The following is a 20,515-nucleotide window of genomic DNA, read 5'->3' on the forward strand; positions in this document are numbered from 1 at the left end:
GCAACCCAACCAAGTTTTTAATCTATTGTATTTGAAGCGTTTTTAGAACACTTATCATTTTATTTATTTGTCGTCTCCTAATATTTTATAAGTAATGGACTGCGATAAAGAGAGGATAATACTAAAAATTAAAGCCGTAAGGAACGAATCGACCGCAAAACCTCCAACGATTTTAGTACATAAAACAATCATTATAGCATTTATTACTAATAAAAACAAGCCCAGCGTGATTACGGTAACAGGCAATGTCAACACAACTAAAATAGGTTTTATAAAAAGATTTAGCAAACCTAAAACTACTGCCACAATTACAGCCGTCCCGAAACTTGCGACATGAACACCTTTTAAGAAATTGGCAATTAAAAGCACTAAAGCTGCTGTTACCAAAAGTCTAAGTATTATTTTCATATTTTTCTAATTTAAATTTTTAATAAAAGTACTAAAATTTTAGTGAGTGAAATACTGTTTATTTTAAATATGCTGGTTTACAACCACTACTTCGCAATCTAATGCAATCTTAAACTCATCAATAAAATCAGGTTTAAAATCGGGCCAATTCCAAAACTTAAAACCTAAATTGCTAAATCCCCAAGCTGGCTGAATTTCCATTTCATGAATAGCGACAGTAGCATCGCAAAACAGACAAGGCGACAAATCGGTTTCGTGACAAAACCAATACTCAATAAACATCCATTCTTCTTGCGCTAAATCGTTACCGCAACTTGGACAAATACAAGTCTGCATTCCTGTTTCGCCTGTATGAAACACTTCTCTATTGGTAATGATTTCGAGTCCGTTTACCGTTAGATAAAAAGGAAGCGATTCCGGAAAATCGGTTACGTCTTTTGCACCTTCAGAAACAGCATAACCATTATTTTCAGACATTATACAATCTGAAAGTACTGGTTTTACAATATCTTTTGAAATCAACCAATCTAAAATTTCCTGAGCCTTGGCTACATTATTTTCGTAAGATGATTTCCTTGGTACGATTGCTATACTATGATCGCTCATTAATCAGTTTTTCGGATTGAACACGATTTATGCTTTCAAAAAGTTGCTGGTTATTTCAAAAAACAGTTTCGGATTTTCGGCATGAAGCCAATGCCCTGCATTTGGAATCGTTTCGAGTTTTAAATCTGGAAAATGTTCCAAAATCTGATCAATATCTGAATCTAAAATGTAACCTGAATTCCCACCGCGAATAAACAAAGTCGGTTTATCAAAAACCAATCCATCTGCCAAAGGTTTTCCGATTGCATCGAGATTATTATTAAAAGCGTCGAGATAAAATCTAAAAGCCAACTGCCCTGGTTCTTGCCAATATAAATTTTTCAAAAGAAACTGACGCGTTCCAAAATCAGAAACATATTGAGATACGATTTCTTCTACATCATTACGGCTCGGCTTTACCGAAAAATCTACTGCATTTAGTCCTGCCAAAATATCCTGATGGTGCTGTTTATAGAATTTCGGTCCAATATCTGCCACAATCAATTTATCTACAATTTGAGGATGTGTTACCGCAAAAAGCATTGCTACTTTTCCGCCCATCGAATGTCCTAAAATATCAATCTTAGAAAGTTGATTTGTTTGACAATATTCAAAAACATCCTGAACCATCGCTTCGTAGCTCCATTCATCTGAATGAAAACTGCGTCCGTGGTTTCTTAAATCGAGAATATGAACCTGAAATCCGGCTTCGACATATTGTCCGGCCAAGGTTTTCCAGTTATCAGACATTCCAAGAAACCCGTGCATGATGATAAATGGTTTTCCTTCGCCTTCTATTTTTGAGTATAACATTTATTTCTTTTTTTTTAATTCTTTCACAAATGTAAAAAACTTAATCTATTAATCTGTCACAGAATGCATTCTAGGAATCGTTTTTCAGCATCAAGATTAACAGAAAAAAAACTACGGTTTTACGGTTTCCCGTAAGGTTTGAAAAGATAAATAAACTACCTTGCGCCCCGAACAAAAATACCCAACCCATTTAATTTTTAACACCAAATCATGATTAGAAAATTCCTATTATTATCATTAGTTGCATCTCAGCTTATGATTTCATGTTCAAGTGATGACAATGAAAGCACTAAACCAGAAACCGAATTAACTCTGGAAGAACAGATTGCAGAACTTACAAAAAAATCATATTCTGAATTGACTCCAGACCAGCAAAAACTAAAGTTGGAAAACGAAGCAAATGAAATGCTTGTTCAACTGGATAAGACTAAAAAACTAGGCGCCATTGAGGCAATTGAAAATTTAAGCCGTTTAATAAGCATCAGCCCTGTTGATATTTTCAGCGGAAAAAGCAACAACAAAGTAGAAGACATTTTAAATGTTTCTGGTGTTTACGGAATTTATACTTGGAACAACACTCAAAAATCGTGGACAAAAACAGCATCTACTACAGAATTAAAGTTTGTTTTTCCTGCTAAAGCAACACAAACTACAAATAATGCATCGTTTTCAAGCAAAAGTACTTCTTCAGACATTAAAGTTCCTGTTGAAGACAGCTACAACTGGCAGACTGGAGTAGAAGTAAATGATTATATTTTCCTACCTCTTTCGGTAGATGCAACTTTATCAATCGATGGTACTTCTGTAGCTTCTTTTACACAAACAGCAAAATATTCTAACGGCAAAATTGCTCCAGATGAATTTGGATACAAAATGAGTGTAGCAGAAGGCTATGCTTGGGAAGTGAGCGGAACAAAAGCAGCCGCAAGCACTAGTAAAGGAGCTCTTACTTTTAATGGAAAAAATTTACTTTCATTTAATGCAGGAAGCACAGCACAAATCGATGCTTTAATAACTGATGACCACTTAGGTCAATACAGAGGAAAAGCAAATGCATTAGTAGAAATCTTAGACAACTTTGTTATTGTTGGTGAGATGGATTTAGCTGCAGATAAAACAGATAGAGAGGCGATAAATAAATTAACTTATCCTAAAGAGCCTGCTTATGATAATGCAAACAGTGATTTTAAAGCATACCACACTGCCGTGAATGAATTTGAGAAAAAAAGATCAGAAAGCAAAGCAGCTAGCTTCAACAAAAACATTAAGCTTATCTTAGTTTCTAAAAAAGATGGAACAAAAATCGCTGACCTTGTTCAACGTTCAGTACAAGTTGGTGATCCATATGTTTTTGAATTACCAGCTTGGGATGCTCAATACGGTTGGACGATTTGGGAAGATCACAATAGCGGAACATTCTCTAGACCTTATCTTCAACAACCTGTTTACTTGAAATTCAACGATAAAACAGAAGTTGAAATGGGAGCTTATTTCTCAACTGGATTCAACACTTTCCAGTCTAAATTCCAAGATTTTATTGCAGGTTTCCAAAAGTAAAAAGCTTTTAAAATTATAAAAAACGCCGATTTGACTAGTCAAATCGGCGTTTTATTTTTTAGGAGGCGTTTTTACCAAAATCATACTTTGTCCGTAGCCTGCCCAAATGCCAATACCGCCTTTTATATTCGATTTTAAACTCGAATTTGATGGATAAATCGGATTTTTACTATTTACGATTTCATTCTGCCAGCTGTTCCAGAAATCTAATGCTTCTTTGGTTTGAGTCCTTAGTTTTACCAAAATCTGCTGTCCGTCTTCAAAGTAAGGATTAAATTTTCCTTCGGGAAACAACAATACTCCTCGGTTTACTTTTATTCCAACAGATGCTGTTTCAAAATTCTTATCATCCAAATTTCCATAAAACGCTGGAACAAAGACCGGCTCCACTTTATCGATTTTGGTCGCAATCTGATAATAGTTCTTTTCACCTGCAGGATCATTAAATTTCACAAAAATATAGCCTGTAGTATCAGCTGTTTTCTCTTTTATATATTCTGCACTAATAAGAGGCACTGTTTTCGGAATTGTTGTAACAGCTTCTACTACCTTATTTAGATATTCAATTTTTATAGAATATTCTTTTCCTGCCTCACCTTTTAATATATCTCCAAAATAAACAAATGGCGGAATTCTGTTTTTATCATTTTTCACTTTTAAAACCTCCGTATGGTCACCATCCGAAATAGTGATTTTTGCAGACCTGATAACATGATTTAGAACATTCGTAGAATCGACCGCATCTGTAACCGGAATGCTGGTTGACAATAGTACGTTTGCATAATCACCTTCTTCAATCCAGCCTTCCACTACTATTTTAGATTCTGTACTTTTTATGCCTAAATCGTCTTTTGCACAGCTAGCCATTATTACAATAAAAAACACTAATAGATATTTTTTCATCTTTTAAAATTTAAATCTCCAACTTATTGAAGGCAAAATTCGATACAAAACTTTTTTGTCCTGCGTAACTACTATTTCATTTTTGCTTCCGTTTTCACGAACATTCAAAACCACATAAATTGGATTTTCTATATTGAAAGTATTATAAATTGAAAAATTCAGGGCACTTTCCTTTTTAGCTGTTTTTACAAAAAAGTAGTTTGCCGAAATATCCGTTCGAATGTAATTGGGCATCTGGGCATTGTTATAACCTGAATATTCTTTGACTGGGTTATTGTTTACAAAATACCAAGAAGTAGGCATCGTAAATCGATTTCCGGAACTAAATACCTGCGTAAGTCCGAAATTCCATCTCGAATTTAAATTATACATCCCAACTAACGAAAAATTATGACGTCTGTCGTATTTCGCGAAATAGGTTTTGCCGTTATTCAGCTCATCAAAATTACGGTCAGACCAACTTAAGGTATAACTCAGCCAGCCGTTAAATTTACCGATGCTTTTACGAATCATCATTTCTAGTCCATACGCTTTTCCTTTTCCAACCAACAAATCATTTTTAAAAGTAGTCGTTTCATTAAACTGCGTTACATTATAAGGATATTCGAGTAAATCTTTCATAGAACGATAAAACCCACCAAAGGATGACGAAAAACTTTTAGAAATCTGCTGATTCGAACCAATTGAAAATTCATTAGAAGACTGCGGTTTTATTCCATCAGAACTGGCAATCCAAAAATCGGTCGGAATTCCAACGCTAGAAGTTGTAATCAAACTCAGATATTGATACTGCTTATTATAAGAAGCATAAAATGAATACTTTTCATTCAAATTATAATTAAATAAAATACGGGGCTGAAAATGAAGATACGAATCCCCAGAACCCGAACTATAATAGTTAATGCGCAATCCCAGTTCTGCTTTTAATTTTTCTGATAAATTTGGCTTCATGGTAGTAAAAACAGCCGTTTCGGAAGCATTGACGATTTGACTTTCACCTTGGCTTTCTGCTGTTAGGTTTTCAACCATTACTTTTTGAGGTTGCAGTTTATGATAAACATATTGCACGCCAGATTCAAATGGTATGTTTTTAATATTGTATTGCAATAAATTTGCGAACCCAAAATCTTTGACATAAGACGAAACCTTAAATTGAACAGCCGCCTGCTTCATATCCAAATCATTAGAATATTGGCTAAAATAAACTGCATTTGACATTTTTACATTCGCAGCTATTTTTGAAGTCAGACTTGGAGACACTGTAAAATTACTCCATTTCAGATTTGTTTTTAAAGACAAATCATTTTCGTCAATTTTCAACTGATCTCCGCTCAAAAAGGCATCCAGAGCAAAATGATTGTTTTCTGAAATCTGAGAAATAAAGCTAAGGTTCCCATCCGAAAATCCGTATTTCATACTCTCGGCATCTTCGTTGTTGGAATCCGATTTTAATAATGGCCCAACAATTTCGTCGATATAGGTTTTTCTTCCCGAAATATAAAGTCCGGTCTTTTCGGTTATCGGAATTCCAAAGCTTAATTGTGAAGCCAAAATCCCTACATTTCCTTGAATTGAAAAATCTGAAGGTATTTTTTTATTCGGAATCAAAAGTGTCGTTGAACTCAAACGACCGCCGTATTTTGCATTTGAACTTGATTTGTCAAATTCAACGCTTTTAATATGATCGGCATTATAAAAAGGGAAAATCCCCAGTAAATGAGCCATTCCATAAACAGGAGTTCCATTGTAAAGAATAGCATTATGACCAGGATCACCACCACGGACATACAAATAGCCATTTGCATCTCCCGAATTTTGGACGCCAGGCGTCAACTGCAGCAGTTTAATGATATCTGTAGTTCCTAAAACTGCGGGAACGCCAGATAATTCATTTAAGTTAAAAGACAACTTATCTCCGCCTAACGTTTTTATTCCGCTTTTTTTATCATTGGTAACGATTACTTCATTAAGAATTGAGGTTTCTTTTTCTAAAATTACCGAAATCATCGTATCGGTTACGGCGTTAAAACGAATTGTTTTTGTAACAAAATCCAAATGTTCGATTCTGACAATCAAATCTCCAGACGAAATTATTTTAGAAAAATTGCCTAAACTATCCGTATGTGTTTCGAAGTGTTGTTTGTTGATGTCAAAAGAGACAAGGCCACCAGTGAGATTGTTATTTTCTGAAGATTTTATATTGCCACTTATCCGTACGCTTGACTGTGCCGCGATTTTGAAAAAACAAAATAAAGAAAAGATAAAAAGATATTTCGACACCCTGAGTTTTAATAAGAAAAAGTGCGAAAATAATGAATATAAAGTGTTAATCAGTGTTTTTTTCAAATCAGATTTCATTATCTAATTTAAATCTTTGAATATCGTTCTCGATAATAGCTTTCAAATCTTCTTCTGTTGGCATATAGAGTAAATATTGACTAGCAAAAACGCTTTTCTTATCAGCCAATACAGAATATTTCACAATTGTTTCATCTTTCTCCGAACAGAGCAAAATTCCTATCGTAGGCTGATCAGATTCTCCTTTTTTCAAATCATCATACATCCGCACATACATATCAATTTGCCCAATATCCTGATGAGATAGCGAACCTGTTTTTAAGTCAATAATAACAAAGCATTTTAAGATATAATTGTAGAAAACTAAATCAATATAGAAATCTGAAGTATCGGTTACAATATGCTGTTGTCTTGCCACAAAAGCAAATCCTTTTCCAAATTCTAATAAAAATTGCTGCAAATGATCTATAATAGAAGTTTCAATGCTGCGTTCAGAATTTTTTGTTTCAGCCGATAGTCCCAAAAACTCAAAAATATAAGGATCTTTTATTAGATTGTGTATAGTGTCTGCTTTTGTTTCAAGACTTTTATGCTCCAAAATGCGCTCAAATGCCAGTGAATTTATTTGTCTTTGAAGCGTTCTGCTATTCCAGTTATTTTGAATACTTTCGTTTAAGTAATAATTTATTTTTTCGTTCGAATTTAATCTTGACAATAATCGATAATGCGTCCAACTTAATTCGGTACGCAATGCGTTCCAAATTGGAAAAGCTTTATAAAAAGCACGCATATTGTTCAGGTTTCTTTCATCAAACCCTTTCCCAAATTCAAGCGTAAGCAGATTTGCAAGATTTTTCAAAATCGATTTTCCATAATCAGCTCGATCTTTCCCTTTCTGTTCATCTTCAATAATTACTCTTCCAATTTCCCAATATGTTTCTAATAGAACAGAATTTGCTGTTCTAAAAACACGCTGACGCGATTGAAGAATAATCTCTTTAATCTCTGAAAACAATGGATTTTGATTTGCAATCATAGAGAACAATTAAATTATGAAATAGAAATATTACTTCAATTTATTCAAATACATATTTACAGTATTGTCCAAACCAAGATAAAGCGCTTCTGAAATCAAGGCATGTCCAATTGAAACTTCTAATAACCCAGGAATATTTTGCTTGAAAAACTGAATATTATCCAAACTTAAATCGTGACCAGCATTAATTCCTAATCCTAATTCGTTTGCCAATTCTGCCGCTTTTACGTAAGGATCAATTCCGTTTTTATTTCCCAAATCATATTGATGTGCGAAAGCTTCTGTGTACAATTCAATTCGGTCTGTTCCTGTTTTTTTGGCTCCTTCAATCATTTCTAAAACTGGATCCACAAAAATCGATGTTCTGATTCCGTTTCTTTGAAATTCCTGAATTACTTCAATCAGATAATCCTGATTTTTTACCGTATCCCAGCCCGCAGACGAAGTTATCGCTCCAATAGCATCAGGCACCAATGTTACCTGATCCGGTTTGCATTCTAAAACCAAATCAATAAAATTATGCTGTGGGTTTCCTTCAATATTATATTCTGTAGTGACAATAGATTTCAAATCTCTCGCATCCTGATAACGGATATGACGCTCATCTGGGCGTGGGTGAATCGTGATTCCCTGACCTCCAAATTTCTGTATGTCTGTGGCAACTTTTAATAAATCAGGAACATTTCCGCCACGAGCATTACGAAGCGTGGCGATTTTATTGATATTTACACTTAACTTTGTCATATAAATAGATAATTAATTCTAGTAACATTATATTTGTCAGCACAAAAATACAAAGTAAAACACAGCGTTTTTGGTATTTTTTGATTATTTTGCAGGACATATCTTCAATTGACTTATGACAGAAATTACCAACTACATCAACAACGATTTCAGAGCGATAGATAGTCAGGAAACGATAGCTTCGGTTCAGGACTTTTTTGCCGATCTGAATTTCTCGCACTTTCCCGTTTTAGAGGATGGGATTTTCATCGGAAGCATTGCATCTGATGATGTTGAAACGTTTGATACAGACAAAAAAGCAATTGATTACAAATACGCTCTAGAACGTTTTTTTGCTAGAAAATCGATGATTTGGCTTGATGTGCTCGAAATTTTCGCGAAAAACCACACTAATACCCTTCCTATTCTTGACGAAAACAATAACTATATTGGTTATTACGAAATGGAAGATATCATGAGATTTTTTCAGGAAACCCCTTTTCTAAAAGAACAGGGCGGTATTATTATTGTTCAAAAAGGGCTTTTGGACTATTCTATGAGCGAAGTGACTCAAATAGTAGAAAGCAATAATGGTAAAGTTTTAGGTTGTTTCATTTCTGAAGCCGACACAGAAAATGTTCAGATTACCATAAAAATAGGCTTGGGAGCAATGAACGAAATTATTCAGACCTATAGAAGATATGGGTACGAAATTATCTCAGAACATCAAGAAGACACCTATATCAACAGTTTAAAAGAACGATCCGATTACTTAGACAAATATCTTAATATATAAATTATGAATGCGACAATGAGAAAATGAGTTAATTAGATAATTTTCACATTTCCCAATTAACCAATACGCATTGACAAATTCTCTAATTTAAAAAGAATGAAAATAGCCATCTACGGACAATATTATCAAAACAGCACGGAACCTATTATTAAAGATATTTTCTCGTTTTTCAATTCCAACCAAGTCGAAATGGTAATTGAGGAGAATTTCCTCAATATGCTTTACGAGAAACAGCTTATAAAAAAAGAATACAAAACTTTTTCGCCAGGCACCACTTTAGATAATACTTTCGAAATGCTGATCAGTATTGGCGGAGACGGAACTATTCTACGCGCCGCTGCATTGGTTCGGAATTCTGGCATACCGCTTTTAGGCATAAATGCTGGCCGCTTGGGTTTTTTGGCTAAAGTTCAAAAAGAAAACATTGACAGCCTATTGCAGTACGTTATTGACCGTAATTATACGACTTCTGAAAGAACTTTGCTCGGATTGACTTGTGAGCCTTATAATGATGCTTTTGAAGAACTTAACTTTGCAATGAATGAAGTTACAGTAAGCCGAAAAGATACTACCTCGATGATTACTGTAGAAACTTACCTTAATAATGAATACCTGAACTCGTATTGGGCAGACGGATTAATCATTTCTACGCCAACAGGTTCAACAGGATACTCTTTAAGTTGTGGTGGCCCAATACTGACACCAGACGTAAAAAGTCTTGTAATTACGCCTATTGCACCTCATAATTTAACCGCAAGACCGCTTGTAATTCCAGACGACACAGAAATTATGCTTAAAGTTTCAGGCAGAGAAGACCAGTATTTGGTTTCTCTTGATTCAAGAATTTCTTCTGTTAAAAATGAATCTGTTTTAAAAATCAAAAAAACAGATTATAAAATAAAAATGATAGAGATTCCGGGCGAAACTTTCCTTAATACACTAAGAAACAAATTGCTATGGGGTGAAGACAAGAGAAATTAACTTCTTTTCTTGTTTTGCACTATACGATAATACTATATTTTCTCGTTTTGCACATAACGAATCGCCATTAAATTGCTCAAAATCATTTATTAAATTGAAAAAAAAGCACATTTATATAAAGGAACGTTGATTCGTATCGATAATTATTATATTTGCACGCAATTTTGAATTAAATGAAGAAAATTTTTAATTTATTGTTATGTTTTTTCCCCTTTATTACACTAAACGCTCAAATCAATGAGCTTGGTGTGTTTCTTGGCGGAAGCAACTTTGTAGGCGACGTAGGAAGAACAACCTATATAGCTCCAGAAAAGATTACCTTTGGGATATTGTACAAATGGAATAGAAGTCCCAGACATTCTTACAGGTTCTCTTATATACAGTCTTCAATCTCTGGAAACGATTTTAAATCTGAAGAAACAGGACGAAACCAAAGAGGATATCGATTTGATAATGATGTAAAAGAATTTTCTGCTGGTTTAGAATTCAATTTTTTAGATTTCAACCTTCACGATTATCACACAAAAGTGACTCCTTATATGTACTCGGGACTCAGCTTTTTTCTATATGATGGTTTATATCGTTATGCAGCAAGCCCAAATCAGCTGTATTCTGTAAATTCGAGCTCGCTTGCCATACCTATTATATTAGGAGTAAAATCAAATGTAACGCCTAATTTTGTTTTAGGACTTGAAGCTGGTGTACGCTATACATTTACAGACAATCTAGACGGAAGCAATCCAAATACAGGCAGTGCCAATATTATAAAATTTGGAAATCTCAACAACAATGACTGGTATGTTTTTTCGGGCATTACCTTAACTTATACTTTTGGACAAAAACCTTGCTATTGCGCAGAATAAAATGAATTTACTAGAATCTATAGATCAATCAAACTTACCTAGACACCTGGCCATTATCATGGACGGAAACGGACGCTGGGCCAAACAACAAGGTTTTTTACGTGCATTCGGGCACGAAAACGGAACAAAATCTGTAAAAGAAACCATTAAGAACTGCGCCAGATTAGGTATTGAATATCTGACACTCTATGCATTTTCTACAGAAAACTGGAATCGCCCAAAATTGGAGGTTGAAGCTTTGATGAAGATTCTTATCAATTCATTAAAAAAAGAGCTTGTTACGTTGCAAGAAAACAATATTCGTCTTAACGCAATAGGCAATCTTGAGAAACTGCCAAAATCGGCCCAAAAAGAGCTTCAAGACGTAATAGAAAAAACCAAAAACAATACCCGTCTAACCCTCACACTCGCGCTGAGCTACGGTTCTAGGGAAGAATTGGTAAGCGTTGTAAAGTCAATAAGTAATAAAGTTAAAAATAATATAATTTCATTAGACACTATTGACGATTCAATTATAAATGAGCATCTTTACACGCAAAATTTACCTGACGTAGATTTATTAATACGAACAAGCGGAGAACATAGAATAAGTAATTTTTTGCTTTGGCAGATCGCTTATGCAGAATTGTATTTTACTAATGTCTTGTGGCCAGACTTTAAAGACCAAGATTTATATGAGGCTATTATTAGTTATCAAAAAAGAGAACGTAGATTTGGAAAAACCAGTGAACAAATTAAATAATTTTTTAGTGTTGCAAAAAAAAATACAAATAGTCTTTACCCTTCTTTTATTGGGTAGTTTTTCACAAATAAAAGCACAAGAAAGAGTTCCTTTTGATCAGGGGAAAACATATATTTTGGCCAAAGTCTCTGTTGTTGGTAAAATCAGCTTTAATGAGCAGACCGTTGTTACGTTTTCAGGTCTTCAAAAAGGTCAGGAAATCACTGTACCAGGTGAAGAGATAAGTAGTGCAATCAAAAAATTAGGAAAGCTTGGTCTTTTTGACGAAATCGCTTTTTATGTTAACAAGGTAGAGAACGACAGTATTTTTCTTGATCTGAATATCGTCGAGCTTCCTAAATTAAACGAAGTTAAAATTGTTGGAGTTAAGAAAAGCAAAGTTGAAGGATTAATTAAGGACAACAGCTTGACTAAAAACAAAATAGTCAACGAAAACTTAATTACGACCACCAAAAATTATATCGAAAACAAATATAAAAAAGACGGTTTTTACAACACTAAAGTTGTCATCACCACTACTCCAGACACAACTGCCGGCAATCAGGTAAATATGCTCGTGAGGGTAGATAAAGGCGACAAAGTAAAAATCAGCAGAATTGATTTCATAGGAAACAAACAACTGACAGGCACCCAGTTGAGATCTGCAATGAAAGATACTAAGCAAAAAAACTTATTGCGCGTATTTAAAGCTTCTAAATTTATTCCTGAAAAATATAAGGACGATTTAGAAAAAGTAATTGCCGCGTATAAAGAAAAAGGATATCGAGATGCTCGTATTATTTACGATTCTGTTAAATACAACAAGCAAAAAAATATGCTTGCCATAAAAATCAATGTAGAAGAAGGAAACAAATACTACTTCGGAAACATAAAATTTTTAGGAAATACGGTCTATTCTGACCAGCAATTAAATCGTTACCTTGGTATTAAAAAAGGAGAAGTCTACAATGGAGTTTTACTTGAAAAAAGAATTGCAGACAACTCAAAACCAGATGGAGAGGACATAACAAACTTATATCAGAATAATGGTTATTTGTTCTCTAAAATCAATGCCGTTGAGGTAAAAACTGTAAACGACACAATTGATTTCGAAATTAGAGTTACGGAAGGTCCAATTGCTTATTTCAACAAAATTTATGTTACAGGAAATGACAAAACAAACGATCATGTTATCTATCGTGAGTTAAGAACAAAACCTGGAAACAAATACAGTAAAGAAGAGCTCGTAAGAACAATCCGTGAAATCGGACAATTAGGATTCTTCGACCCTGAAGCTATCAAACCTGAGTTCAGAAATGTTGATCCTGCAGCTGGAACGGTTGACATCGAATACCAGCTTGTAGAAAAAGGATCAAGTCAAGTTGAGTTGCAAGGTGGATACGGTGGAGGTGGTTTCATCGGAACCTTAGGACTTTCCTTCAATAACTTTTCAGCTCGTAACATATTCAAAAAAGACTCATACAAACCTCTTCCAATGGGAGACGGTCAAAAAGTAGCACTTCGTTTACAAGGAAGTACCTATTTCCAAACTTATAGTGTCTCTTTTTCAGAACCATGGTTTGGCGGTAAAAAGCCAGTACAATTCAGCTCATCTATTTCATATAGTAAGCAGTTTCTGAATAATTTCTATACTAGAAGTGTAGATAAGAGCAAAAGTTTTAATATTTTTACAGTACAAGTTGGTTTAGCAAAAAGACTTACTGTACCAGATGATTACTTTGTATTATCACAATCGTTGAGTTACCAGCACTACGACTTGAACAATTATAATACAGGATTGTTTACCTTTGGTAATGGTGCCTCAAGAAACTTAGCCTATACAATTGGAATTTCAAGAAGCAATAAAGGGGTTAACCCGATATTCCCGACTTATGGTTCTGAGTTTAGCATTTCTGCTAAGATTACACCTCCTTATTCATTGTTCAACGGAATAGATTATGCAAAATTAGGAGAGAAAGAAGAATACAAAGCAAAAGCAACTTCTTCTTATGAAGACAATAACCACGTTATAGTAAATGTTGGTGATTATATTGATGCAAATTCGAATAAGGTAAGTACCTATCAAGAGGCTGCTGCAGATCCTGCAAAAGTAGACCAGCAAAAATACAACTGGCTTGAGTATTACAAAGTAAAATTTAAAGGTGACTGGTACACCAAAGTATATGGAAAATTGGTATTAAGAACCTTAACAGAGTTCGGATTCTTAGGAGCATATAATCAAGATCGTGGAGTTATACCTTTTGAGCGTTTTTACCTAGGAGGAGACGGAATGGCACAATACTCAATGGATGGTAGAGAGACAATTCAGTTGAGAGGTTATCCAAACAACTCGCTGACTCCTGCTAATACTGTAGGAGATGCAATTGGAGCAACAGTTTATAACAAATTCTCTATGGAATTACGTTATCCGATTACATTAAAAGCATCTGCTTCAATCTTTGCATTGACATTCTTGGAAGCTGGTTCATCATACCCAACTTTCAAAGATTACAACCCGTTTGATTTAAATCGTTCTGCTGGTGCTGGTCTACGTGTATTCATGCCTGCTTTCGGATTGTTAGGAATTGATTTTGGTTATGGATTTGATGCGCTTCCTGGACAGACAAAAGCAAATGGTTGGGAAACACACTTTATCATTGGACAACAATTTTAGGCAAATTGCGTTTGGTTAAAAATCATCAAATAAAGTTATGTTATGAAGAAACAGTTTTTATTTATATTTTTAGCCTTGATTGTAGCAAATACAAGTCAGGCACAAGGAAGAACGACTAGGATTGGCTACATCGACATGGAATACATCTTGGAGAATGTTTCTGATTATAAAGAAGCTCTATCTCAATTGGAGTTAAAAGCCCAAAAATGGAAACAGGAAATTGAGACCAAAAAGTTAAATATAAATACGCTGAAAGAAAGTTTAAAAGCCGAAAAAGCTTTACTTACAAAAGAACTAATTGAGGAAAGAGAAACCGAAATAAAATTTCTTGAAACCGAAATGATTGATTATCAGCAAAAACAATTCGGTTCTGACGGAAATCTAATCAGACAAAAAGCAGCGCTGGCAAAACCAATCCAAGATCAGGTTTTTACTGCTGTACAAGATATAGCTGAGGCAAAAAACTATGATTTTATTTTTGATAAATCATCCGATTTGACCATGCTTTTCAGCAACACGAGATTCGACATAAGCGATCAGGTTATACGTGTTTTAAATCGTACCGAAAAACGTGAACAGCTTACGAAAAAACAGCTAAAAGAACAGGAAGCTAAAGAAAATCTTGAGAATGCCATAGATGAAAATCCGGCAATGGCAGACAGGCAAAAGGCATTAGACGAGAAAAGAGCAGCCCGTGAAAAACTAATTCAGGATAGAAAATTAGAACAGGAAGCCAAAAAGAAAGAATACGAAGACAGAAGAAATGCAATTGCGGCCGAACGTGCAGCTAAAAAAAATGGCACGGTTTCTGAAACAGCTAAAACAACTGAAACGGCAAAAACAACAAATGCCGCTCCAACAACAACGGAAACAGTAAAAACAAGCACTTCAGAAAAACCTGCTACAACTCAGACAACTACTGAGCCAACAATGACAAAAGCTGAAGAAAGACAATTGTTGTACGAACAGCGTAAAAAAGAATTAGAAGAAAGAAGAAAGAAAATTTTAGAGGAACGTGAAGCGGCTAAAAAAGCGAAAGAAGCCGAACAACAAAAATCAAATACGACCAATAATTAATTAATATTTTAAAAATGATGAAACAAATCAAAACTTTACTAATTGCTGCGATATTAGTTTTAGGAGCAAGCAACACAATGAACGCGCAAGCGAAGGTAGCCCATGTAGATGTCAGCGAGATCATGTCAAAAATGCCTGCAATGCTTGACGCTCAAAATCAATTGCAGAAATTAAGTGGTACATATGATGCAGAATACAAAAAAATGATTGAAGAATATCAAACTAAAATCAAAAAGTACGAAGCTGAAGCTGCAACTGTAAAGGAAGAAGTTAATGCTGAGCGTTCTAAAGAAGTTCAGGATATGCAAAACAGAATCACTTCTTACAGAGATAATGCTCAAAAAGAATTGCAACAGAAAGAAACTGATATCGTTAAACCATTAATGGAAAAAGTAAGAGCTTCTATTCAAAAAGTTGGAAAAGCTAAAGGTTTCCAATACATCTTAGACGGTTCTACTCTATTATTAGCTGATGGTCCAAACATTACTGCTGACGTAAAAAAAGATTTAGGTTTCTAAGAACCGAAAAAACATTGATTAAAAACTGCTCATCTTTTTGAGCAGTTTTTTTTTACAATAAATTAAAAACAAATTGCAATAATATTTCTTGAATTGACTTAACTTAGAATAAAAATTATTGTAAAAATTGTAATTTTGCTTTATGACAAACAACAATCCTATAGGCATTTTTGATTCTGGAATTGGCGGTACTTCTATCTGGAAGGCCATACATGAATTACTTCCAAACGAAAAAACCATTTATTTAGCAGATAGTAAAAATGCTCCCTACGGACAAAAAACTAAAGATGAAATTGTTGCATTGAGCAGAAAAAATGTTGATTATTTATTGGCACAAAACTGTAAATTAATTGTAGTAGCCTGCAATACGGCAACAACAAATGCAATTCGCGAACTGCGCGAAGAATACGATATTCCGTTTATAGGAATAGAGCCTGCCATTAAACCTGCAGCAAACAATTCGAAAACACAGGTTATCGGTATTCTTGCCACTCAGGGAACGTTGAACAGCGAATTATTTAATAAAACCGCAGAAATGTTTCAGCACACCACTATTATTGAGCAAGTAGGCCACGGACTGGTACAGCTGATTGAAGACGGCAACCTGAATTCTCCTGAAATGACAAAATTACTAGAATCTTATTTACAGCCTATGATTGAAGCTAATATCGATTATCTCGTTTTGGGCTGTTCTCACTATCCCTACCTAGTTCCTCAGATAAAAAAAATTCTTCCTGATCATATTCAGATTATAGATTCTGGCGAAGCAGTTGCAAGACAAACGCAAAATGTTCTTCGTGAGAAAACAGGCTTTACTGAAAACAAAAAAGAAGAGCCTGAATTTTATGTAAATTCAGACCCCAAAGTTTTAGAATCAATATTAGATTATAAGTATCCTGTGGTTTATAAGGATTTCTAATCCTATTCTATTTTTCGCTTAAGAAACCAGATTCCGTCAAGTGATAAATTGAAGGATATTTTATGATAATTTTCTTTAATCAAATTATTTGCAATTCTTCCTTTCTGTCCATACGAATAAGAAATATTAAGAGCTGTGAAAGTGTTTTCAATTGGCAATGAAAGCCCAATAGACAAAGAAGCGTTGTTGACTCTTTTTCCGTCAACTTCGAGATAACCTGTATCAAAATTGGCACCAGCAGAATACTGTACTCTGTCCCAATATTTTCGAATATTCTTTTTAGCACTGTACGTAAAACCTAGTGCGTATCTATCCTGATTTACAAAATCTCCATACCATTCTGACTGATTGGTATTATTCCAGAAACTCCTTTCATAATCTAATGTCAAATTAAGATTATTTTTAAAACGTTTACTCACCCCAAAACCAATTTCCAAAGGCATATAATAATCATCAACATCAGATGCAACGTCAGATTCTACAGAAGTTTGAACCTCATCTGCAATAACTGAAACAGACTGGACTTTTGAAGCTCTAATTTGCGAAGGCAATTTAAAAGTAGTTCCGACTGTAAGTGTCGAATCAATTTTAAACTGTCCTCCCAAAGTTCCTCGAAAACCATTGTAATCTGTTTTTTTGTGAATTGTAGTAATCGCATTCTGAATTAGAAATGCCCTGTCGTCTACCGTATTTCCGAACAATAGTGCTGCCGAAGCTCCAACAGTAACATTTTTCCCAAATCTATATCCATAAGAGAAATTCAAGTTATTCAAACCTCCTGAACCTGCAGCAGTCAAATAGTAATATTCCTGGCTATCAGTTATCGGAATCTTAAGATTTGAAATTTTAAAAGAAGCACTAGAATAGGGTTGCAAAGTCACACTGAAACCAGAATTTTTGGTAACCGGAAAAGCAAAAGCAAGATGCGAAAACTGAAAATTATTTCGTTTCTCTGATTTCGAACTGCTCTGATAGGTTGTTGCTATTGCCTTACCTCCAATATCAAACATGAAATGGTTCTGTGGCATGAAACCCAATGAAGCTGGATTTAAATTATTGATGAATGTACTCGACGGAAGTGCAATTCCAGAGGACCCTATCGAAGGAAGATAACCAAAATCAGATTCATATAAACTCCCAACGCCATAAAGAGAATAGGGCGAACTTGAAATACTTTGGGCCGATGCTGCTATTGAGAAAATAAGACAGCAGAAGAAAAAGAATTTATTTTTCATTTAATAAGAGATGTAATAAATTTTCAATTGAATTTTATTGTTCAAATGCTTTTGATCACCCAAAACAATTCTGTTGACAGATTTAGAGATTCCAGGTAATGTTAAAATCAATGATGATCTGGAATCTGAAGTTTTCAGCATTTCTTTTTGAAGAAAATTGCCGACCGGAACATAGTATCCAATGTTTTCGTTGAACTCATCGCTTTTTTTGTTCAAAATTCCGTACACTGCCGTTCCCGCAGAATTAACCATTGAACCACTTATTCTGTTTAGATTGTCGCCTACATAAACCTTTAAGGAATCCGCCAGCGGATATTTTGAAGAATACGAATTGTTAACTGGTTTTAAGATCAATTGAGCGTCTACAATCGCTCCGTTATCCGAAATGTATTTGAGCTGTTTTATATTCGGAAAATCAATCCTGCAGGCCACCCCGGTTCCAGACTGAATATAACCCTGATTGCCAGTGAGAAGACTCGATAACCGGCTGCTGGAAATGGGGAGATTCTGCAGTAATGTTCCTGTTTTATCTAAAGAAACAGCATTAAATTGTTTAGCAACATCCAAAATCGTAAAATCGATCACATACGAAACCTCATCTGTATTTGCTTGATATTTTGAATAATACATCCGAAGTTTACTGGTCGATACATTAAAGCCAATAATGCTTGATGAATTGGAAGTATCTGGAACCAAAACAAGTCCTTTAAAATATTCTGTAAAGCTGGTAAAATCATTGATTTCTCTTTTTTTGATTTTCTGAAAAAGATCCGATCCGAACTCATCGTTCATCCTAATGTTAATAGAATCTTTTTGAGTCGGTCTTGGTTTAAACGAAATAGTTCCCAAACTTTCGGTGTCGTAACTCAAAGCGGAGTTATTGTAAAAATTACTGTCGTCTGTGTTTGGTTTCACTTTTTGAGTAATCCTGTGAATATTAAAAGCGTGAACTTGTGTGGTATCGCCATAATAATAGTTATCGTACTTCAGAATCATCGAAATCGAATCGAATACAAAATTTACAGACTCTGTATCTGATCCTGTATTGCTCAATGCATAAGTACTGGTTGAAAGCTGGAAATAACTGTTTGATTTAACTTTTCCAAAAACCGGATCGTCATAATTACCGATTAAAATTCTGCTTTGGCTAGAAGTAACCAAAGAATCAAAATTTATCGTCGACATATCTACCGAAACAGTATCAATCATAATTACCTTATTACTCAGCGCTAGATAATCTGACCCCACAACAAACTCTCCCGTATCGGTATCTGTTCCGCATGAAATCATTGTTACCGCAAAAAACAATGTCAATATAAACTTGTGCATAATCAATATTTTTGAGCAAATATAAAAGGCACACTTCGGCAGCACACTATAACATATACAAGCCCGCTTTTTTAGCCTACAAACCGCATAAAAACATCTACAAACACTTAGACTGCCTTCTCATCTTATTCGGCCTTAAAAAGAGCTGATTTGTCTATCAAAATCTACCATACATATATATTCTTTTTTTTAAAAGAGCCGTCAGCCTACTTTTGGACCAATAAAATTAATAATGAAAGAAAGGTTTTTAATCAGTGCTGTTTTTTTGATTTCGTTCTTTAGTCTGCGGGCACAGGAAAATTTCTCAGCTGATGTATCTGTCAAAACAGAACCGACTGAGAAAATTAATTTCAACCAGACGAACATCAATCTGATTTATTCTAAAAAAATAGGAAGCAAAAACCAGATTATCAATCAACTGGGATATTCGAATTTGAATGTGAATTATGAAATCACTCAATATAAAGGTTTTACTAATTTGAATACGATGAATCAGATTTTGAACCGATTTGAGTTTTCGCACGAAATCACAGAAAAATCCAAGTGGAATGCAGTGCTTATTCCAACGGCAAATTTCCAACAGCAATTGGATTTCTCTGATTTTACAATTTTAGGAAGCATTGGTTTTAAATATAAATTAAGCTCAAAAACAGAAGTAAATATCGGAGCCGGAAGAACAGCTGTTTTTGGTTATCCGCAATTTATGCCATTTCTGTCTTTTGATTATCAGTATAATGAAAGTGCATTATTTAGTATTGGTTTTCCTGATTCGAAATTTTCGTTTTCAAACAACAGTCGTAATGCATTCAGTCTGACCAATAGTTTTAATGGGAATTTTTATCAATTAGATAACAAAGTTCAATCAAATCTCAATGCTTCAAAAGCTTCTATGTCACAAATGACCACTGCATTTGAATACGAGAGAAATGTTGATAAAAACTGGTTTTTAAACTTTAAAGCCGGATATGATTTTAATAAAAAATACAATCTTCTCGACAGCAACAATCATAAGGTTTATGATTTTGCAACAGGAAATGGTTATGTTTTAGGAATAGGCATCAAATACAAACAATAAAATT

At 34.4% G+C, this 20,515-nt stretch carries 19 protein-coding genes; 10 read left to right on the top strand and 9 right to left on the bottom strand.

The window, feature by feature from the left end:
- Positions 1-63 precede the first annotated feature (63 nt).
- From ACFFLS_RS11170 to ACFFLS_RS11180, 3 genes are all read right to left on the bottom strand, one after another.
- A complete protein-coding gene (locus ACFFLS_RS11170) occupies positions 64-408 on the bottom strand; it encodes a phage holin family protein (protein WP_379684849.1) in 345 nt (114 codons plus the stop codon).
- A gap of 63 nt (positions 409-471) precedes the next feature.
- On the bottom strand, positions 472-1,014 hold the full coding sequence (locus ACFFLS_RS11175; RefSeq protein ID WP_379684848.1) for a hypothetical protein: 543 nt from the start codon (positions 1,012-1,014) through the stop codon (positions 472-474).
- 27 nt (positions 1,015-1,041) lie between these two features.
- Positions 1,042-1,806, bottom strand: a complete 765-nt coding sequence (locus ACFFLS_RS11180; RefSeq protein ID WP_379684847.1) for an alpha/beta fold hydrolase — start codon at positions 1,804-1,806, stop codon at positions 1,042-1,044.
- Positions 1,807-2,016: 210 nt separating this feature from the next.
- Between ACFFLS_RS11180 and ACFFLS_RS11185 the strand changes: the two genes are divergently transcribed.
- The gene (locus ACFFLS_RS11185) at positions 2,017-3,363 is read left to right on the top strand and encodes a hypothetical protein (RefSeq protein WP_379684845.1); all 1,347 of its coding nucleotides are present in this window, start codon (positions 2,017-2,019) and stop codon (positions 3,361-3,363) included.
- A 51-nt stretch (positions 3,364-3,414) separates the two neighbouring features.
- Here ACFFLS_RS11185 and ACFFLS_RS11190 read toward each other — a convergent pair whose 3' ends face one another.
- The 4 genes from ACFFLS_RS11190 to ACFFLS_RS11205 form a co-directional block, all read right to left on the bottom strand.
- Positions 3,415-4,266 carry a DUF4249 domain-containing protein gene (locus ACFFLS_RS11190; RefSeq protein WP_379684844.1) on the bottom strand — a complete coding sequence of 284 codons (852 nt, stop codon included), beginning with the start codon at positions 4,264-4,266 and terminating at the stop codon, positions 3,415-3,417.
- Positions 4,267-4,269: 3 nt separating this feature from the next.
- Positions 4,270-6,546 (bottom strand): TonB-dependent receptor, encoded by a 2,277-nt coding sequence (locus ACFFLS_RS11195; RefSeq protein WP_379684843.1) that lies wholly within the window; start codon positions 6,544-6,546, stop codon positions 4,270-4,272.
- Positions 6,547-6,613: 67 nt separating this feature from the next.
- On the bottom strand, positions 6,614-7,600 hold the full coding sequence (locus tag ACFFLS_RS11200) for a PDDEXK nuclease domain-containing protein (RefSeq protein ID WP_379684842.1): 987 nt from the start codon (positions 7,598-7,600) through the stop codon (positions 6,614-6,616).
- A gap of 30 nt (positions 7,601-7,630) precedes the next feature.
- Complete coding sequence (locus ACFFLS_RS11205) at positions 7,631-8,344, bottom strand: pyridoxine 5'-phosphate synthase (RefSeq protein ID WP_379684841.1); 714 nt, start codon at positions 8,342-8,344, stop codon at positions 7,631-7,633.
- A gap of 115 nt (positions 8,345-8,459) precedes the next feature.
- Here ACFFLS_RS11205 and ACFFLS_RS11210 point away from each other — a divergent pair, with 115 nt between their 5' ends.
- The 8 genes from ACFFLS_RS11210 (at position 8,460) to murI (ending at position 16,872) form a co-directional block, all read left to right on the top strand.
- Positions 8,460-9,119 (top strand): CBS domain-containing protein, encoded by a 660-nt coding sequence (locus ACFFLS_RS11210; protein WP_379684840.1) that lies wholly within the window; start codon positions 8,460-8,462, stop codon positions 9,117-9,119.
- A 96-nt stretch (positions 9,120-9,215) separates the two neighbouring features.
- Positions 9,216-10,100, top strand: coding sequence for an NAD kinase (locus ACFFLS_RS11215; protein ID WP_379684839.1), 885 nt, complete (start codon positions 9,216-9,218; stop codon positions 10,098-10,100).
- A gap of 173 nt (positions 10,101-10,273) precedes the next feature.
- Complete coding sequence (porG, locus tag ACFFLS_RS11220; protein WP_379684838.1) at positions 10,274-10,963, top strand: type IX secretion system protein PorG; 690 nt, start codon at positions 10,274-10,276, stop codon at positions 10,961-10,963.
- A gap of 1 nt (position 10,964) precedes the next feature.
- Positions 10,965-11,705, top strand: a complete 741-nt coding sequence (gene uppS, locus ACFFLS_RS11225) for an undecaprenyl pyrophosphate synthase (protein ID WP_379684837.1) — start codon at positions 10,965-10,967, stop codon at positions 11,703-11,705.
- Entirely contained in the window at positions 11,638-14,358 is a 2,721-nt protein-coding gene (locus tag ACFFLS_RS11230; RefSeq protein ID WP_379684836.1) for a BamA/OMP85 family outer membrane protein, read from the top strand. The genes uppS and ACFFLS_RS11230 overlap by 68 nt, the downstream gene beginning before the upstream one ends.
- Before the next feature lie 42 nt (positions 14,359-14,400).
- Positions 14,401-15,435 (top strand): OmpH family outer membrane protein, encoded by a 1,035-nt coding sequence (locus tag ACFFLS_RS11235; protein WP_379684835.1) that lies wholly within the window; start codon positions 14,401-14,403, stop codon positions 15,433-15,435.
- 14 nt (positions 15,436-15,449) lie between these two features.
- Positions 15,450-15,953 carry an OmpH/Skp family outer membrane protein gene (locus tag ACFFLS_RS11240; protein WP_379684834.1) on the top strand — a complete coding sequence of 168 codons (504 nt, stop codon included), beginning with the start codon at positions 15,450-15,452 and terminating at the stop codon, positions 15,951-15,953.
- Between the two features lie 142 nt (positions 15,954-16,095).
- Entirely contained in the window at positions 16,096-16,872 is a 777-nt protein-coding gene (murI, locus tag ACFFLS_RS11245) for a glutamate racemase (RefSeq protein WP_379684833.1), read from the top strand.
- A gap of 2 nt (positions 16,873-16,874) precedes the next feature.
- On the opposite strand, the gene bamG is transcribed toward murI, so the two are convergent.
- Both bamG and ACFFLS_RS11255 read right to left on the bottom strand, forming a co-directional pair.
- Positions 16,875-18,107, bottom strand: coding sequence for a BamG family beta-barrel-assembly machinery protein (gene bamG / locus ACFFLS_RS11250; protein WP_379684832.1), 1,233 nt, complete (start codon positions 18,105-18,107; stop codon positions 16,875-16,877).
- Positions 18,108-19,436: a DUF4270 family protein gene (locus tag ACFFLS_RS11255; RefSeq protein ID WP_379684831.1), complete on the bottom strand. Its 1,329-nt coding sequence runs from the start codon at positions 19,434-19,436 to the stop codon at positions 18,108-18,110.
- A gap of 232 nt (positions 19,437-19,668) precedes the next feature.
- Here ACFFLS_RS11255 and ACFFLS_RS11260 point away from each other — a divergent pair, with 232 nt between their 5' ends.
- Positions 19,669-20,511 carry a DUF6268 family outer membrane beta-barrel protein gene (locus ACFFLS_RS11260; RefSeq protein ID WP_379684830.1) on the top strand — a complete coding sequence of 281 codons (843 nt, stop codon included), beginning with the start codon at positions 19,669-19,671 and terminating at the stop codon, positions 20,509-20,511.
- Positions 20,512-20,515 lie beyond the last annotated feature (4 nt).

This window comes from Flavobacterium procerum, from assembly GCF_042431625.1.
Lineage (GTDB): Bacteria > Bacteroidota > Bacteroidia > Flavobacteriales > Flavobacteriaceae > Flavobacterium > Flavobacterium procerum.

Coding starts and splice junctions, on each gene's coding strand:
- ACFFLS_RS11170 (WP_379684849.1), bottom strand. CDS start 408: ATGAAAATAATACTTAGACTTTTGGTAACAGCAGCTTTAGTGCTTTTA.
- ACFFLS_RS11175 (WP_379684848.1), bottom strand. CDS start 1,014: ATGAGCGATCATAGTATAGCAATCGTACCAAGGAAATCATCTTACGAA.
- ACFFLS_RS11180 (WP_379684847.1), bottom strand. CDS start 1,806: ATGTTATACTCAAAAATAGAAGGCGAAGGAAAACCATTTATCATCATG.
- ACFFLS_RS11185 (WP_379684845.1), top strand. CDS start 2,017: ATGATTAGAAAATTCCTATTATTATCATTAGTTGCATCTCAGCTTATG.
- ACFFLS_RS11190 (WP_379684844.1), bottom strand. CDS start 4,266: ATGAAAAAATATCTATTAGTGTTTTTTATTGTAATAATGGCTAGCTGT.
- ACFFLS_RS11200 (WP_379684842.1), bottom strand. CDS start 7,600: ATGATTGCAAATCAAAATCCATTGTTTTCAGAGATTAAAGAGATTATT.
- ACFFLS_RS11205 (WP_379684841.1), bottom strand. CDS start 8,344: ATGACAAAGTTAAGTGTAAATATCAATAAAATCGCCACGCTTCGTAAT.
- ACFFLS_RS11210 (WP_379684840.1), top strand. CDS start 8,460: ATGACAGAAATTACCAACTACATCAACAACGATTTCAGAGCGATAGAT.
- ACFFLS_RS11215 (WP_379684839.1), top strand. CDS start 9,216: ATGAAAATAGCCATCTACGGACAATATTATCAAAACAGCACGGAACCT.
- porG (WP_379684838.1), top strand. CDS start 10,274: ATGAAGAAAATTTTTAATTTATTGTTATGTTTTTTCCCCTTTATTACA.
- uppS (WP_379684837.1), top strand. CDS start 10,965: ATGAATTTACTAGAATCTATAGATCAATCAAACTTACCTAGACACCTG.
- ACFFLS_RS11230 (WP_379684836.1), top strand. CDS start 11,638: ATGAGGCTATTATTAGTTATCAAAAAAGAGAACGTAGATTTGGAAAAA.
- ACFFLS_RS11235 (WP_379684835.1), top strand. CDS start 14,401: ATGAAGAAACAGTTTTTATTTATATTTTTAGCCTTGATTGTAGCAAAT.
- ACFFLS_RS11240 (WP_379684834.1), top strand. CDS start 15,450: ATGATGAAACAAATCAAAACTTTACTAATTGCTGCGATATTAGTTTTA.
- murI (WP_379684833.1), top strand. CDS start 16,096: ATGACAAACAACAATCCTATAGGCATTTTTGATTCTGGAATTGGCGGT.
- bamG (WP_379684832.1), bottom strand. CDS start 18,107: ATGAAAAATAAATTCTTTTTCTTCTGCTGTCTTATTTTCTCAATAGCA.
- ACFFLS_RS11255 (WP_379684831.1), bottom strand. CDS start 19,436: ATGCACAAGTTTATATTGACATTGTTTTTTGCGGTAACAATGATTTCA.
- ACFFLS_RS11260 (WP_379684830.1), top strand. CDS start 19,669: ATGAAAGAAAGGTTTTTAATCAGTGCTGTTTTTTTGATTTCGTTCTTT.